The 16,113-nt window shown below is 71.5% G+C and carries 14 protein-coding genes; 8 read left to right on the forward strand and 6 right to left on the reverse strand.

The window, feature by feature from the left end; translation table 11 throughout:
• Positions 1 to 2: 2 nt before the first annotated feature.
• Both DEJ43_RS08475 and ybaK read left to right on the forward strand, forming a co-directional pair.
• A complete protein-coding gene (locus DEJ43_RS08475; RefSeq protein WP_015032916.1) occupies positions 3 to 740 on the forward strand; it encodes an LON peptidase substrate-binding domain-containing protein in 738 nt (245 codons plus the stop codon).
• A 10-nt stretch (positions 741 to 750) separates the two neighbouring features.
• On the forward strand, positions 751 to 1,248 hold the full coding sequence (ybaK, locus tag DEJ43_RS08480; protein ID WP_015032917.1) for a Cys-tRNA(Pro) deacylase: 498 nt from the start codon (positions 751 to 753) through the stop codon (positions 1,246 to 1,248).
• 24 nt (positions 1,249 to 1,272) lie between these two features.
• Here ybaK and DEJ43_RS08485 read toward each other — a convergent pair whose 3' ends face one another.
• The 4 genes from DEJ43_RS08485 to DEJ43_RS08500 all read right to left on the reverse strand — a co-directional run bounded on the left by DEJ43_RS08485 (position 1,273) and on the right by DEJ43_RS08500 (position 5,209).
• On the reverse strand, positions 1,273 to 1,914 hold the full coding sequence (locus DEJ43_RS08485; protein WP_015032918.1) for a hypothetical protein: 642 nt from the start codon (positions 1,912 to 1,914) through the stop codon (positions 1,273 to 1,275).
• A 34-nt stretch (positions 1,915 to 1,948) separates the two neighbouring features.
• On the reverse strand, positions 1,949 to 2,779 hold the full coding sequence (locus tag DEJ43_RS08490; protein ID WP_015032919.1) for an ABC transporter permease: 831 nt from the start codon (positions 2,777 to 2,779) through the stop codon (positions 1,949 to 1,951).
• A gap of 85 nt (positions 2,780 to 2,864) precedes the next feature.
• The gene (locus DEJ43_RS08495) at positions 2,865 to 3,836 is read right to left on the reverse strand and encodes an ABC transporter ATP-binding protein (protein ID WP_181399449.1); all 972 of its coding nucleotides are present in this window, start codon (positions 3,834 to 3,836) and stop codon (positions 2,865 to 2,867) included.
• A gap of 20 nt (positions 3,837 to 3,856) precedes the next feature.
• Positions 3,857 to 5,209, reverse strand: a complete 1,353-nt coding sequence (locus DEJ43_RS08500; protein WP_041662260.1) for an NYN domain-containing protein — start codon at positions 5,207 to 5,209, stop codon at positions 3,857 to 3,859.
• Between the two features lie 216 nt (positions 5,210 to 5,425).
• Between DEJ43_RS08500 and DEJ43_RS37350 the strand changes: the two genes are divergently transcribed.
• Positions 5,426 to 5,599 (forward strand): hypothetical protein, encoded by a 174-nt coding sequence (locus DEJ43_RS37350; RefSeq protein WP_015032922.1) that lies wholly within the window; start codon positions 5,426 to 5,428, stop codon positions 5,597 to 5,599.
• An 85-nt stretch (positions 5,600 to 5,684) separates the two neighbouring features.
• On the opposite strand, the gene dnaE is transcribed toward DEJ43_RS37350, so the two are convergent.
• Entirely contained in the window at positions 5,685 to 9,224 is a 3,540-nt protein-coding gene (gene dnaE / locus DEJ43_RS08505) for a DNA polymerase III subunit alpha (RefSeq protein ID WP_015032923.1), read from the reverse strand.
• A gap of 159 nt (positions 9,225 to 9,383) precedes the next feature.
• Here dnaE and DEJ43_RS08510 point away from each other — a divergent pair, with 159 nt between their 5' ends.
• The 5 genes from DEJ43_RS08510 to DEJ43_RS08530 all read left to right on the forward strand — a co-directional run bounded on the left by DEJ43_RS08510 (position 9,384) and on the right by DEJ43_RS08530 (position 15,443).
• Positions 9,384 to 10,709 carry a DUF2252 domain-containing protein gene (locus DEJ43_RS08510; RefSeq protein WP_015032924.1) on the forward strand — a complete coding sequence of 442 codons (1,326 nt, stop codon included), beginning with the start codon at positions 9,384 to 9,386 and terminating at the stop codon, positions 10,707 to 10,709.
• A 70-nt stretch (positions 10,710 to 10,779) separates the two neighbouring features.
• Positions 10,780 to 11,466 carry a hypothetical protein gene (locus tag DEJ43_RS08515; protein WP_071892411.1) on the forward strand — a complete coding sequence of 229 codons (687 nt, stop codon included), beginning with the start codon at positions 10,780 to 10,782 and terminating at the stop codon, positions 11,464 to 11,466.
• Between the two features lie 64 nt (positions 11,467 to 11,530).
• On the forward strand, positions 11,531 to 12,346 hold the full coding sequence (locus DEJ43_RS08520) for a thioredoxin domain-containing protein (protein ID WP_015032926.1): 816 nt from the start codon (positions 11,531 to 11,533) through the stop codon (positions 12,344 to 12,346).
• Positions 12,347 to 12,484: 138 nt separating this feature from the next.
• A complete protein-coding gene (locus tag DEJ43_RS08525; RefSeq protein WP_015032927.1) occupies positions 12,485 to 14,134 on the forward strand; it encodes an alkaline phosphatase D family protein in 1,650 nt (549 codons plus the stop codon).
• Positions 14,135 to 14,483: 349 nt separating this feature from the next.
• Positions 14,484 to 15,443, forward strand: coding sequence for a zinc metalloprotease (locus tag DEJ43_RS08530; protein WP_106433690.1), 960 nt, complete (start codon positions 14,484 to 14,486; stop codon positions 15,441 to 15,443).
• A gap of 66 nt (positions 15,444 to 15,509) precedes the next feature.
• Here DEJ43_RS08530 and DEJ43_RS08535 read toward each other — a convergent pair whose 3' ends face one another.
• Complete coding sequence (locus DEJ43_RS08535; RefSeq protein ID WP_041662267.1) at positions 15,510 to 16,079, reverse strand: dienelactone hydrolase family protein; 570 nt, start codon at positions 16,077 to 16,079, stop codon at positions 15,510 to 15,512.
• Between the last annotated feature and the right edge of the window lie 34 nt (positions 16,080 to 16,113).

Genomic DNA, 16,113 nt, shown 5'->3' on the forward strand with positions numbered 1-16,113 from the left:
CTGTGACCACCGCTCGCCTGCCTCTCTTTCCGCTCAACGCGGTGCTGTTCCCGGGCCTCGTGCTGCCGCTGAACGTCTTCGAGGAGCGTTATCGCGCCATGATGCGCGAGCTGCTCACCGTCGACGACTCCGAGCCGCGGCGCTTCGCCGTCGTCGCCATCCGCGACGGCCGCGAGGTCGCGCCGACGGCCCCCGGGATGCCGGACCAGACGGCGCTGCCGGAGAAGGGCCCCGCCGCGGGCTTCGGCTCCGACCCCATCCAGGCCTTCCACCGGGTCGGCTGCATCGCCGACGCGGCGACGATCCGGGAGCGGTCGAACGGCAGCTTCGAGGTGATGGCCACCGGCACGACCCGGGTGAAGCTGCTCTCGGTCGACGCGAGCGGCCCGTTCCTCGTCGCCGAGGTCGAGGAGATCCCGGAGGAGCAGGGCGAGGAGGCCGGCACCCTCTCCGAGGGGGTGCTGCGGGCCTTCCGCAGCTACCAGAAGCGGCTGGCGGGGGCGCGTGAGCGGTCCCTGACCACGAGCGAGCTGCCGGACGACCCGTCGGTGGTGTCGTACCTGGTCGCGGCCGCCGCCGTGCTCGACACCCCGTCGAAGCAGCGGCTCCTCCAGGCCCCGGACACCGCGACCCGGCTGCGCGAGGAGCTGACGCTGCTGCGCGCGGAGACGGCGGTGCTGCGGCACCTGCCGTCGCTGCCTGCGGTGGACCTGACGCAGGGCCCGACGTACCCCAACTGAGGAAGAGCGCGTGGCGAAGAAGCAGAGGAAGAACAGCGGCGGCACGCCGGCCACGGTCGCCCTGACGGAGGCCGGCACCGCCTTCACCGTGCACGCGTACGAGCACGACCCGGCCTCCCCCTCGTACGGCGAGGAGGCCGCGGAGGCGCTGGGCGTCTCGCCGGGCCGGGTCTTCAAGACCCTGGTGGCGGACGTCGACGGCGAGCTGACGGTCGCGGTCGTCCCGGTCGCGGGTCAGCTGGACCTGAAGGCGCTGGCCTCGGCGGTGGGCGGCAAGCGCGCGGCGATGGCGGACCCGGCGGCGGCCGAGCGCACCACGGGCTATGTCCGGGGCGGCATCTCGCCGCTCGGCCAGCGCAAGCGGCTCCGCACGGTGCTGGACGCCTCGGCGTCGGAGCACGCCACGATCTGCGTCTCGGCCGGCCGGCGCGGCCTCGAGGTGGAGCTCTCCCCCGCCGACCTGGCCGCCCTCACCTCGGCGGTGGTGGCCCCGATCGGCCGCGCCTGACGGTAGGGGTGTCTTCCGGTCCGGTCAGCTCCGGCCCGGGCCCTGGGTGTACGGCTTCGGCTGGTCCCACAGCTCCGGCTCCGGGTCGCGCGGGCCGAAGACGGCGGTGAGCGCCAGGTGCACGATCATCGCGGCGAGCGGCCAGGCCAGCATCGCGGCGGCCCCCAGGTTGAGTTCGAGCGGTGCCTCGAAGGCGACCCCGGGGCCGACCGCCTTGGCGTGGGCGACCACGTCCGAGGTCGGGCCGAAGTACGTGCCGAGGCCCCAGGCGAGCAGCGAGCCCAGCACGCCGCCGACGGCGAGGCCGAGCACCAGCGGGACGCCGCCCTTGCGGCGCAGCAGGAAGACGACGAGCGCGGCGACCGCGCCGAAGGCCAGGGCGAGCAGGACGAACGTTCCGTCGGAGCCGATCGCCGCCTCCCCCTCGGAGTTGCGGAGGAAGACCCCCTTGCCGTCCGAGATGAGCAGGACGCGCGGGGCGAGGTTCAGCCACAGCACCCCGAGGACCGCTCCCGCGATCGCCGAGACGACGGTCACCAGGACGCCCTGAAGGACCTCGGTCGCCGTGATCGGGTCCCCGGCCGGGTCGGGCATCGGCGGGGGCGGCGGGGTCTTGTGCTGGTCGTGCGGCGGCGGCTGGTGAGGCGGAGTAAGGGGTGCGGTCACCCCGCCATCGTGCCAGGTGTGTCCGTGGCCCGCCTCAGCGGACGGCGGCCCGCCGGTACGCCCAGGTGGCGACCGCAAGCGAGACCACGCCGACGGCCCCGCACACGGCGAGGTCGAGGCCGACGGCGGCCCAGTCGGGGCTCGGGTCGAAGGTGCGGGCCAGGGCCTCCACGCCGTACGTCGACGGCAGCAGGTCCCGCGCCCAGCCGATGGGCTGCGGCAGCCGCTCCGCCGGGAGGACGCCGAGGAGGAGCGCGGCGGACATGCCGAGCTGGCCGAGGAGGGTGGCCAGTTCCTGACGGGGCGCGAGGAGGCCGAGGGCCGCGCCGAGTCCGGCGAGGGCGGCCCCGGCGAGCGGGACGACGGCGGCCAGGATCCAGAGGTGGCCGAGCGGCAGTCCGAAGAGCACGGAGCCGGCGACGGCGGTGACGGCGGTCCCGGGCACGGTGAAGGAGGCGTACGCCCCGGCCGCGCCGAGCACGACGGCGGCGGGCGGCACGGGCAGGGTGGCGTAGTGGTCGAGGCCGCCGGTGGCCCGCAGCTGGCCGAAGTACTGGGCGAGCAGGTTGAGCGCGACGAAGGCGACGACGAGGACGGTCGAGCCGGCCACGACGGCCCGTGCCTCGGAGCCTCCGTCGACGACCCCGCGCATCAGGATCATGATCCCGATGGACTGGAAGGTCGCCACGAAGAGCAGGGGGATGCGGGCGACCCGGGCGCGGGAGAGCTGCGCCCGGTAGACGGCGGCCAGGGCCGGGAGCAGCCGGGCGCGCGGGGCGAGGGGGGCGGCGGCTTCGTCGTCGCCGAACCGGTCCGGGACGGACGGCGCGCCGGTCGGCAGGACCTCGGCGGGCACGGTGCTCACTGCGTACGGCTCCTGACGGTCACCTGCGGTCCCGGGGACACGGGCGGTACCTGCGGTACCTGCGATACGTGGGGTACGTGCGGGGTCATGCCTTCACCAGTCCTTCGGTCGCGCCGCCCAGCGCCAGGTACACGTCCTCCAGGCTGGGCGTCGCGAGGGTGAAGTCGTCGAGCGCGGCGAACGCGGCCCCGCCGGTGACGGTGGCGACGGCCGCGCGGGCCGCGTCGGGGGCGAGCCGGAGGACCCAGCGCCGTCCGGTCTCCTGGGCGAGTTCGCGCAGCGCGGCGACCTCGGGCAGCTGGAGCGGCGCCGACTCGCGCCAGACCAGTTCGACGCGGATCTCGCCCGCGACGCGTTCCTTGAGTCCGGCGGGCGTGTCGCAGGCGATGACCCGGCCGTGTTCGAGGACGGCGACCCGGTCGAGCACGGTCTCGGCCTCGATGACGTTGTGGGTGACGAGCAGCACGGTGGTGCCGCGTTCGGCGCGGCGCCGGTCGACGGCGGCCCAGACGGCGCGGCGGGCGACCGGGTCCATGCCGGTGGTGGGCTCGTCGAGGACGAGGACGGGGCGTTCGCCGACGAGCGCGGCGGCGAAGCAGGCGAGCCGCCGCTGTCCGCCGGAGAGCTTCCTGAGCGGCCGGGAGGCGAGCGGGCCGAGGCCGAGCTCGTCCAGGACGGCGTCGCGCTCGGCGCGCGCGTCGTGGGCGCCGAGGCCGCGGAGCCGGCCGGTGGTCTCGGCGGCGAGGGAGACGGTCAGCTCGTCGAGGGCGGTGGATTCCTGGCCGAGGTGGGCGAGGAGCCGGGAGGCCCGCTCGGGGTGGCGCACGAGGTCGTGGCCGAGCAGCCGGACGCTGCCGGAGTCGGGGCGCATCAGTCCGGTGAGCTGGCGCACGAGCGTGGACTTGCCGGCCCCGTTGGGACCGAGCAGGCCGAAGATCTCGCCGCCGCGCACGTCGAGGCTGATCCCGTCGGTGGCCCGCACCTCGGGAGTCGCCGGCGCACCGCGCCTGCCGCGCGTGGCGGGGTACGTCTTGACCAGATCCCGCACCACGCACACCGTACTCACGGGGGAAGAGCCTACGGGGTCGCCGGGCCCGCCCCGGGCGCGGGGGCGTGTTCGGCGGCGGCCCGGACGTCGATCTCGCGCCAGAAGCCGGCCCGGATCGCATAGCGGTCGTGCTCGTCGATCTGGTCGTCCTTGTGGGCGAGCAGCCCGAATCGGGCGGCGTAGCGGAGGAGTTCGCCGTCGATGCGGTGCGGGATGCGGGGGTAGAGGGTGGAGAGTTTCTGGACGTGGCTCTGCTCGGGGAGCCGTTCCATCCACCGCCGCGCGAACACCTGTCCGACCTCGAAGGGGTCACCGCCGACGGTGGTGATGTCCTCCTCGCGGTCCGCCCAGCGCTGCTCGGCGCTGGTGAGGGCGGCGAGGGTGGGCAGGGACGCCGTCTCGGCCGGTTCGCCCAGGGCGGGGGCCGGGCGCTCGACCCAGCCCCGGTCGGAGGACCAGCGGAGCGCGCTCGTGCCCTGCGGCACGGCGGCGCCCGGGGCGCCCGGGGTGGTGCCGGGGGCGCGCAGGCCGGCCAGGTCCTTCGGGGTGGGGACGCCCTTGCCGGCCGCCGGCGCGGGCACGCCCGTACCGGCGCCGCGGTCGCGGTCGTGCTCGTCCTCGCGGAGGTGACCGTTGCCCTGCACGTGCCCGTTGGTGTGGTGGAGGTGACCGTCGCCGCGGGAGGCCTCCGCGGTGTTCCCGGCGGCCGCGGCCTCGGCGGCCCGTTCCGCGGAGGCCGCGAGGGCGGCTTCCGGCAGCGGCGCGGAGAGGATGGCGGCGATCTCCGGGCGCGGCGCGGGCGGCGGCGAGCAGATCCCGGTGAGGTCCTTGGCGCGGACGGCCCGGGTGATCCAGGCCCGGTCGAGGACCCGCCGCTCGTCGGCCTCGGCGACCAGGTCCTCGGACTGGTTGTAGTCCCCGTCGGCGGCCTGGACGGCCCAGAGGTGGACGGCGACGCCGTGTTCCTTGGCCGACATCAGCCCGGGCAGCAGGTCGCCGTCGCCGGTGACGAGCACGATGTCGGAGCAGGCCCGGTTCCTGGCGAGTTCGGTGAGCTCGGTGTGCATGGCCGCGTCGACGCCCTTCTGGGCCCAGCGTCCGTCGCTCCTCGTCAGGGCGCCCAGCCGTACGGTGACCCGGGGCATCACCCGCAGCCTGCGGTGCTCGGGCTGGGGCACCCGGTCGGGCGCGCCGTCGAACCAGTAGATCCGCAGGAGGGGCAGCGCGGTCTCGGCCTCGGCGCGCTGGCTCAGCTGCTGGATGAGCCCGGCGTGATCGACGGTGATCCGGGAGCGGGCCGGTTCCCCGGCGAGGAGACTGGCGGCGGCACCCAGCAGGTAGCCGGCGTCCACCAGGACGACGCAGCGGTCCACGTGTTCCACCCTCTTTCGGGAACCTCGGGATCGGAAGTTGCTTCGGATTTCCTTCGAGTCTGCCCGAAGGCCGGGGGCTCGACGGCCGGAACTGGATCATCGGCGTGGCGGATGTCACGTTCTCGGCGGGCTCACGCTCCGTAATGATCCAACATGCGCCGGTTCACACCGTATGTGAGTCTGACAGCGGCCCTGGCCCCTAGGTCCCTTTGAGGAGGCATCCCCATGGCCAAGAACCGCAACCAGAACCGCAGTCAGAAGCAGCAGTCCCCCGCCGAGCGCGGCGCCCAGCAGGCGCAGCAGTCGGCGATGGAGTCGCAGGCCGAACAGCGCGCCGGCCAGGTCACGCCGGGTGACATGGCGCGCAAGGGCCGTCAGAAGCGCTTCGGCCACAACTGACGCGTCCGCGTACGGCAAAGGGGCGCGCCCGTGACGACGGGCGCGCCCCTTGCGCGTGCGTTTCCGGCGGGGGCCGGCGGACCGGTCAGCCGGCCAGGCAGGACGGGCCGAGCAGGACCTTCAGGTCGCCGAAGAGCGCCGGGTCGGGCTGCACCCGGTGCCGGTCGAGCCGGAGCACGGTGGTGGTGCGGGGGCCCTGGAGCTTGATCCGCACCTCGGTGTTGCCCTTGTGGTGGCCCAGGATCTCGCCCAGCCGGGTGACCATCGGCGGGGTCACCTTCACGGTGGGGATGGTGAGGACGACCGGTGCGTTGGTCCCGGCGTTCGACAGGTCGGGGACCATCAGTTCCATGGCGACCAGCCGGGGCACGTCCTCGCGCTTGTCGAGCCGGCCCTTGACGAAGACGACCGTGTCCTCGACGAGCTGGGTGGACACCAGCTGGTAGGTGGCCGGGAAGAACATGCACTCGATGGAACCGGCCAGGTCCTCGACGGTGGCGATGGCCCAGGCGTTGCCCTGCTTGGTCATCTTGCGCTGGAGGCCGGAGATGATGCCGCCGATGGTGACGACCGCGCCGTCGGCGTGCTCGCCGCCGGTGAGCTGGGAGATCGCCGCGTCCGTCTTGTCGGACAGGACGTGCTCGATGCCGAAGAGCGGGTGGTCGGAGACGTACAGACCGAGCATCTCGCGCTCCTGGGCGAGCAGGTAGGACTTCTCCCACTCGACGTCGGAGAACTCGACGTCGAGGCCGAAGCCCGGCTCGTCCGTGGACTCGTCGCCCATGCCGCCGAAGAGGTCGAACTGTCCCTCGGCCTCCTTGCGCTTGACCGCCACCACGTTGTCGATCATCGGTTCGTGGTGGGCGACCAGGCCCTTGCGGGTGTGGCCCATCTCGTCGAAGGCGCCGGCCTTGATCAGCGACTCGATGGTCCGCTTGTTGCAGACGACGGCCTCGACCTTGTCGAGGAAGTCGGGGAAGGTGGAGTACTTCCCCTTGGCCTTGCGCGTCTTGATGATCGACTCGACGACGTTGGTGCCGACGTTGCGGACGGCGGAGAGGCCGAAGAGGATCACGTCGTCGCCCTGGGCGGCGAAGTTCGACTCGGACTCGTTGACGTTGGGCGGGAGCACCTTGATGCCCATGCGGCGGCACTCGTTCAGATAGACCGCGGACTTGTCCTTGTCGTCCTTGACCGAGGTCAGCAGACCGGCCATGTACTCGGCCGGGTAGTTGGCCTTGAGGTAGGCGGTCCAGTAGGAGACCAGGCCGTACGCGGCCGAGTGGGCCTTGTTGAAGGCGTAGCCGGCGAAGGGGACCAGGACGTCCCAGAGGGCCTTGATGGCCTCGTCGCTGAAGCCCTTCTTCTTGGCGCCGGCCTCGAAGATCACGAAGTTCTTCGCCAGCTCCTCGGGCTTCTTCTTGCCCATCACGCGGCGGAGGATGTCGGCCTCGCCGAGCGAGTAGCCGGCGATGATCTGGGCGGCCTTCTGCACCTGCTCCTGGTACACGATGAGGCCGTAGGTGACCGCGAGCACCTCTTCGAGCGGCTTCTCCAGCTCGGGGTGGATCGGGGTGATCTCCTGCTGCCCGTTCTTGCGCAGCGCGTAGTTCGTGTGCGAGTTCATGCCCATCGGGCCCGGCCGGTACAGGGCGGACACGGCGGAGATGTCTTCGAAGTTGTCGGGCTTCATCAGCCGCAGCAGCGAGCGCATGGGCCCGCCGTCGAACTGGAAGACGCCGAGGGTGTCACCGCGCTGGAGCAGTTCGAAGGTCTTCGGGTCGTCGAGCGGCAGGGCCAGCAGGTCGAGGTCGATGCCCTTGTTGGCCTTCACCATCTTGACGGCGTCGTCCATGATGGTCAGGTTGCGCAGGCCCAGGAAGTCCATCTTGAGCAGGCCCAGCGACTCGCACTGCGGGTAGTCCCACTGCGTGATGGTGACGCCGTCGGTGTGCCGCACCCAGATCGGCGCGTGGTCGACGATCGGCTCGCTGGACATGATCACGCCGGCCGCGTGCACGCCCATCTGGCGGACCAGGCCCTCGACGCCGCGGGCGGTGTCGATGACCTTCTTGACGTCCGGCTCGTTCTCGTACATCGCGCGGATCTCGCCGGCCTCGCTGTAGCGCGGGTGGGAGGGGTCGGTGATGCCGTTGAGGTCGATGCCCTTGCCGAGGACGTCGGCGGGCATGGCCTTGGTGAGCCGGTCGCCCATGGCGTACGGGTAGCCGAGGACGCGGGCCGAGTCCTTGATGGCGTTCTTCGCCTTGATCTTGCCGTAGGTGCCGATCATGGCGACCTTGTCGGAGCCGTACTTCTCCGTCACGTACCGGATCACCTCGACGCGCCTACGCTCGTCGAAGTCGATGTCGACGTCGGGCATCGAGATGCGCTCGGGGTTGAGGAAGCGCTCGAAGATCAGTCCGTGCGGGATCGGGTCGAGGTCGGTGATGCCCATGGCGTACGCGACGATCGAGCCGGCCGCGGAGCCTCGGCCGGGGCCCACGGCGATGCCCTGCTTCTTCGCCCACATGATGAAGTCGGCGACGACGAGGAAGTAGCCGGGGAAGCCCATCGAGATGATGGTGTCCATCTCGTACTCGACCTGCTTCATGCGGTCCTCGGGGATGCCGTCGGGGAAGCGGCGGTGCATCCCGCGCATGGTCTCCTCGCGGAACCAGGTGACCTCGGTGTAGCCCTCGGGGATGTCGAACTTCGGCATCAGGTTCTTCTCGACGAACATGCCGTCGGTGCTGACCTGCTCGGCGACCAGGAGGGTGTTGCGGCAGCCCTCCTGCCAGGCGTCCGAGGAGTCGACGGCGTACATCTCGTCGGTGGACTTCAGGTAGTAGCCGGTGCCGTCGAAGCGGAAGCGGTCCGGGTCGGAGAGGTTCTTGCCGGTCTGGATGCACAGCAGCGCGTCGTGGGCGGCGGCCTCGTGCGCGTACGTGTAGTGCGAGTCGTTGGTGACCAGCGGCGGGATGCCGAGCTTCTTGCCGATCTCCAGGAGTCCGTCGCGGACCCGGCGCTCGATCTCGATGCCGTGGTCCATCAGCTCCAGGAAGTACCGGTCCTTGCCGAAGATGTCCTGGTACTCGGAGGCGGACTTCAGGGCCTCGTCGAACTGGCCGAGCCGGAGCCGGGTCTGCAGCTCGCCGGAGGGGCAGCCGGTGGAGGCGATCAGCCCCTCGGACCACTGGGAGATGGTCTCCTTGTCCATCCGGGGCCACTTCTGCAGCCAGCCCTCGGCGTACGCGTCGGAGGAGAGCCGGAAGAGGTTGTGCAGTCCGGTGTTGTTCGCCGCCCAGATCGTCTTGTGGGTGTAACCACCGGAACCGGAGACGTCGTCCCGCTTCTGGTGCGGCTGGCCCCACTGGATCTTCCGCTTGTTGCGGCGGGACTCGGGGGCGACGTACGCCTCGATGCCGATGATCGGCGTCACCCCGGCCTTCTTCGCCGAGTGGAAGAAGTCGTACGCCCCGTGGAGATTGCCGTGGTCGGACATCGCGATGTGGGTCATGCCCATCTCGTTGCACGCGTTGAACATGTCCTTCAGCCGCGCGGCACCGTCCAGCAGCGAGTACTGGGTGTGGACGTGGAGGTGCGTGAAGGGCGGCTTGGTCACGGGGGAGGCCTCCGGCGGTGAACTTCAGGGGGGACAGCGTCGAAGTCTACGTCGCCGGACTGACAGCGGCCGGGCACTCGGGGGTACCGTCGCGCGTTGGGAGACAGGAACACCTGTCCCCTTTTGTCTATGCACGGCTTCGCACCAGGAGGCACCTCGATGTCGGTCCCCCAGCCCACCGCCACGGAGCGCGGTGAGCACATCCTCGCCGTCTTCGACACCGCCTTCGGCGAGCTCCTCGCCGCCGACCCGGCGGCCTTCCGCGTCAAGTTCCGGAAGATGGCCGGCTCCGCCTTCGCCTTCTACCGCGGCACCGCCTGCCTCTTCTACTCCGACCTGGAGCGGGAGGCCCACAGCGGCCCCTACCTGGACGAGCGCACCGGCCGGGTCTGGATCCACGGCGATCTGCACGCCGAGAACTTCGGCACGTACATGGACGCCAACGGCCGCCTGATCTTCAACGTCAACGACTTCGACGAGGCGTACGTGGGCCCCTTCACCTGGGACCTCAAGCGGCTCGCCGCCTCCCTCGCCCTCCTCGGCTACGCGAAGGCGCTCAGCGACGAGCAGATCACCCACCTGGTCCGGATCTTCGCCGCCTCCTACCGGGAGCGGATCCACGCCCTGGCGACCGGCGCGAAGACCGACGAGCTGCCGCCGTTCACGCTGGACACCGCCGAGGGCGCGCTGCTCGACGCGCTGCGCGACGCCCGCTCCATGACCCGCTTCGGACTCCTCGACTCGATGACCGAGATCCGCGACTTCGAGCGCCGCTTCTCCGCCGGCGGCGGCGCCATCGAGCTGGACGCGGCCGCCCGGTACAAGGTCCTCGCGGCCTTCGACGGCTATCTGGAGACCCTCCCGGAGTCCAGCCTGGCCCGCCCCGACTCGTACCGCGTGAAGGACGTGGTCGGGCGGCGCGGGATCGGCATCGGCTCGGCCGGCCTCCCCTCGTACAACATCCTCCTGGAGGGCAACAGCGACGCCCTGGAGAACGACGTCGTGATCTACCTCAAGCAGGCGCAGACCCCCGCGGTCTCCCGCCATGTGACGGACGCGGCGGTACGGGAGTACTTCCAGCACGAGGGACACCGCACCGTGATCTCGCAGCGGGCGCTCCAGGCGCACGCCGACCCGTGGCTCGGCTGGACGGAGCTCGACGGCGCCGGGCAGCTGGTCGCGGAGGTCTCGCCGTACGCGGTGGACCTCGACTGGTCGGACATCGACGACCCGCGGGACATCGCGGCCACCGTCGCCGACCTGGGCCGGGCGACGGCGACCATGCACGCGGCGGCGGACGACTCCAGCGGGCACTCGCTGGTGCCGTTCTCGACGGAGCGGGCCATCGACGCGGCGATCGCGGCCGACGAGGAGGGCTTCGCGGAGCTCCTGGTGGACTTCGCGCACGCGTACGGGGCGCGGGCCCGGGCCGACCACCAGATCTTCGTGGACCTCTTCCGCAACGGGCGGATCCCGGGGCTGTAGGGACGGCGGGGACCGTTCACAGACTGCCTTTAGGGACGTCTTACGGTCCCGCATGGGACACTCCACGACGATGGACATGGCAGGGACGCAGCTGAGGGCGCTGCGGGCGGCGATCTTCACGGCACTGGTCGTGACGCTGTCCGTGGCGTCCCACGTGCTGCTCTCGCGCGTGCCGCTGCCGCTCGGGACGGTCGTCCCGGTCGCGGTCGGCGTCTTCGCCGTGGCGTACGCCCTGGCGGGCCGGGAGCGGGGTCTCGGCCCGATCGCCGGGCTTCTCGTCCCGCTGGAGCTGGCGGCGGACACGCTCTTCACCAGCGGTCAGGCGGTCTGTTACGGCGCCGCCGGCGGGCCGGTCGCCGGTTCGCTGCGCGCGGTGGGCGTGGAGGTGTTCTGCGGCGGCGCCGTGGGCGGCCCGCTGCCCGGTGTCGCGGCCCCCGAGAGCGGTGCCGCGGTCGCCCTGCTCGACTCCCCCGACCCGGCGCTGCCGTGGCTGCTGCTCCTGGCCCACGTGGGCGTGGGCCTGTCGGCGGCGGTCTGGCTGCGCGGTGGGGAGCGGGCGCTCGCCCGTCTGCTCGGCGCGGTGGCCGCGTTCGCGTTCCGTCCGCTGCTGCTCATGGCGGCGTTCTTCCGTACCGGTGGTCCGGCGCCGCGCCGCGCCGGACGCCCGGCGGGAGGGCCGCGGCCCTCCCGCACCCGGCTCCTCACGCACTCCGTGGGACGGCGGGGACCTCCGTGCCCCGGCCTCGCTCTCGTCTGAGCGGCGCAGGCCTCCAGGCACGCAGTCCCCCTTTCTCTTTCTCACCCTCACGGAGATCACGATCATGAGCGCACGCAACACCCAGGCCAACAAGGCCGCCGCCCGCGAGCGGCTCCGCGTCGAGCGGGAGCGCCAGGCGAAGAAGGACCGGGCGCGCCGGCAGCTCGTCGTCGGCGTCTCGGCCGTGGCCGTGCTGGCCGCCGCCGGCGGCATCGGCTACGCCGTGGTGCAGTCGAACAAGCCCTCCCAGTGGGAGGAGGCGGGCAAGGCGACGACCGTGACGGCCCCGAAGAACACCACGGGCACGAACGGCACGACCGTCGTGGTGGGCAAGGCGTCCGCGAAGAAGACCCTGGAGCTGTACGAGGACTCCCGCTGCCCGGTCTGCGCGACCTTCGAGCAGTCCGTGGGCGCCACGGTCGAGAAGGACGTCGAGGCCGGCAAGTACAAGATCAAGTACATCGGCGCCACCTTCATCGACAACGGCGCTCCGGGCGAGGGTTCGAAGAACGCCCTCTCGGCGCTCGGCGCCGCGCTGAACGTGAGCCCCGAGGCCTTCCTGAAGTACAAGTCGGCGCTCTACTCGGCGGAGTTCCACCCCGAGGAGAACGACGACAAGTTCGCCGAGGACTCCTACCTCCTGAAGGTGGCCGACTCGGTGCCGGCCCTCAAGGGCAACGCCGAGTTCAAGAAGAACGTCGAGGACGGCACGTTCGACGCCTGGGCCATGAAGATGTCCAAGGCCTTCGACGACAGCGGCGTGACGGGCACCCCGACGCTGAAGATGGACGGCAAGAAGGTCACGACGGCGGGCTCCGACAACCCGCCGATGACCGCGGCCGAGTTCACCACGGCGATCGACGCGGCCCTCAAGGGCTGACGGCCGCCCGCCCTTCGCCCGGCCCCCGCGCCCCCCCTCCACGGGGGTACGGGGGCCGGGCGACGTGGGGGCGACGACTCGGCGAACTTCCGGAAATAGCCTGCCCAACGGGCGTACCCGTCAGTAATCTGACTGCCCGTGACCAGTCGTTTCATATCCTCCGCCCCCACGCGGCGCACGGTCGTCAAGGCCGCCGCCGTCACCGCCGTCACCGCGCCCGCCCTCCTCGGCGCGGCCTCCACGGCCCACGCCGGCTCCGGGGCGCCCGCGTTCCTCCACGGCGTCGCCTCCGGCGACCCGCTGCCCGACGGCGTCCTGCTCTGGACGCGCGTCACCCCCACCCCCGAGGCCGTGCCCGGCTCCGGCCTCGGCCCCGACGTCCAGGTCGACTGGGAGCTCGCCGAGGACCGCTCCTTCGGCCGGGTCGTCGCCTCCGGCACGACCACGGCGAGCGCCGGCTCCGACCACACGGTCAAGGCCGACGTCCGCGGCCTGCGCCCGGCCACCTCCTACTGGTTCCGCTTCACCGCGGGCTCCGCCGTCTCCCCCGCCGCGCACACCCGCACCGCCCCGGCCGCCGACGCCACGGCGCCCGGCGTGCGCTTCGGCGTGGTCTCCTGCGCCAACTGGGAGGCCGGCCACTTCGCCGCGTACCGCCATCTCGCCGCCCGCGCCGACCTGGACGCGATCCTGCACCTCGGCGACTACGTGTACGAGTACGGCAGCGGCACCTACCCGGCGGCCGAGTACACCGTCCGGCAGCACGAGCCGCGCCACGAGATCGTCTCCCTGGCCGATTACCGCACCCGGCACGGCCACTACAAGACGGATCCCGACCTCCAGGCGCTGCACGCGGCCCACCCGTTCGTCGCCATCTGGGACGACCACGAGTTCGCCAACGACGCCTGGACGGGCGGGGCCGAGAACCACACCCCCGGCGCCGAGGGCGACTGGGCGGCCCGGGTCGCCGCCGCCAAGCAGGCGTACTTCGAGTGGATGCCGGTCCGCACCTCCACGGAGGGCACGGTCTTCCGCCGGCTGCGCTTCGGCAAGCTGGCCGATCTGCACCTGCTCGACCTGCGTTCCTTCCGTTCCGCCCCGGCGAAGACGGGCAGCGGCTCGGTCGACGACCCGGAGCGGAGCATCACCGGGCGCGCCCAGCTCGACTGGCTGAAGTCCGGTCTGGCCGGCTCGGACGCGACCTGGCAGCTGGTCGGCACCTCGGTGATGATCTCGCCGGTCGCCTTCGGCGCGCTGCCCGCCCACCTCCTGGAGCCGATCGCCGAGCTGATGGGCCTGCCGAAGGAGGGGCTCGCGGTCAACGTCGACCAGTGGGACGGCTACACGGACGACCGCAAGGAGCTGCTCGGGCACCTGACCTCGCGGGCGATCCGCAACACGGTCTTCCTGACCGGTGACATCCACATGGCCTGGGCCAACGACGTACCGGTGAAGGCGGCGACGTACCCCTTCTCGGCGTCCGCCGCGACCGAGTTCGTGGTCACCTCGGTGACCTCGGACAACCTGGACGACCTGCTGCACGTGGCGCCGGGGACGCTCTCGGTGGTGGCCGCGGGCGCGGTCAAGGCCGCCAACCGGCACGTGAAGTGGGTGGACATGGACCACCACGGCTACGGCGTCCTGGACGTGACCGCCGAGCGCTCGCAGATGGACTACTACACGGTCTCCGACAAGGCGGACCCGGGCGCGACGACGGCGTGGGCGCGCTCGTACCGGACGCTCAGCGGAACGCAGCGTGTCGAGCGGGTGTACCAGCCCGTCCACTGATGTTCCCCTGACGGCCCCTCAACGACGATTTTCAGCCATGATCTCTTCTGTTAACGGGAGATCACATCGTCACGGCGGGTGGCTGATTTCGGAGATCGAATCCGGACACACCACCCGCCTCCGTCACCTCGCCTGTTACGTCGACGTCTCAAACTCCGGAAGACGCGCAAGATTTTCTTCCCGATGCCCCGAATTGACCCATGAATGATTGGGCCTGATCACTCCTCAACAGTGTCTGACATGGACGCGTAATCTCCCCGGCGTGGCGGAGGAAGTTCCTCCCCCCACCCCCCCACGAGGAGTCACCATGCGTGCTCTTGTCCGCATATCCCCGCGTATGTCACGTCGGATGCTCGGTACGGCCGTCATGGCCGGAACCCTGGCCCTTGCCCCGCTCTCCGCCCCGGTGGCGAGCGGCACCACCACCCTGGCCGGCGCCTCCGCCGAGGAGTGCGCCGACGACGCCGGCGCCCTCTCCGGCGCCCGCAAGGCGCGCGGCGCCGCGAACCACGCCGCCGAGCCCAACGAGGTCACGGCCGCCAAGGCCGCGGCCATGGACGCCGATTTCAAGAAGAAGCTGTCCGCCGCCCGTTCCGAGGGCCGTCTCAGCGCCTCCGCCGGCAGAGCCGCCGCGGTGGTGAACATCCCCGTCTACTTCCACGTCATCCACTCCGGAACGACGGGCAAGCTCTCCGCGAGCGCGATCACCAGCCAGATGAACGTCCTGAACGCGGCCTACGCGGGCCAGGGCACCGGCAATGTGAACTCCAACTTCCAGTTCACCCTGGCCGGTACCGACTACACGGACAACGCCAGCTGGTACAACCTCTCCTCCGGCTCCACCGCCGAGAAGCAGATGAAGCAGACCCTCCGCAAGGGCGGCGCCGGCGCGCTGAACTTCTACACCGCCAACCTCGGCGGCGGCCTCCTCGGCTGGGCGACCTTCCCGTCCTCGTACGCCTCGAACCCGCAGATGGACGGCGTCGTGGTCCTCGACGCCTCCCTGCCGGGCGGCTCCGCGGCCAACTACAACCAGGGCGACACCGCCACCCACGAGGTCGGCCACTGGATGGGCCTCTACCACACGTTCCAGGGCGGCTGCAGCGGCAGCGGTGACGGCGTCGCCGACACCCCGGCCGAGAAGAGCCCGGCGTACGAGTGCCCCACCGGCCGTGACTCCTGCACCAACAAGACCGGCGTGGACCCGATCCACAACTTCATGGACTACACCTACGACGCCTGCATGTACCAGTTCACCTCGGGCCAGGTGACCCGGATGAACGAGTACTGGACGGCGTACCGCGCCTGATCCGGCCCCACGCGCGTGTGGCCCCCGGGGGAACTCCCCCGGGGGCCACACCCGTTCGGCACGGTCCTACAGGCTGTCCAGGAAGGCGAGCGCCACCGACCAGGTCCGCTCCGCCGACTCCTCGTCCCAGTCGGGCAGCTCCGGGTCGGTGTACACGTGCCCGGCGCCCGGGTACCGGTAGATCTCCACGTCCGCCCCGGCCCTGCGCATCTGCAGGTACCAGGAGGACAGCCAGTCGTGCGTCTCGAACGGATCGGGATCGGCCACGTGCAGCTGCACGGGCAGCTCGTCCACCGAGGCCGACTCCGCGAGGTCCGAGGTGCCGTGGAACAGCAGCAGCCCGCGCGCCTTCTCGTCCCCGAGCGCCAGGGTCTGCGCGATCGACGCCCCCAGCGAGAGGCCCATGTAGACCAGGCCGCGCTCGGAGTAGGGCGCGGCGGCCAGCACCGCCCGCTTCAGCAGCTCGTCCTTGCCGATCTCGTCCCGCAGCGCCACGCCCTCCTCGACGGTCCCGACCGTCCGGCCCCCGTAGAGGTCCGGGGTCCAGACCTTGTGCCCGGCGGCGCGGAGCCGCTCGGCGGCGGCCTCGACGGAAGGGGTCAGCCCGTAGGCCGAGTGGAAGAGCATGATGTCCATGCGTCCCATCCTGCCACCCGGCCCGCGGGGCACC

It is taken from the genome of Streptomyces venezuelae ATCC 10712 (genome assembly GCF_008639165.1).
Lineage (GTDB): Bacteria > Actinomycetota > Actinomycetes > Streptomycetales > Streptomycetaceae > Streptomyces > Streptomyces venezuelae.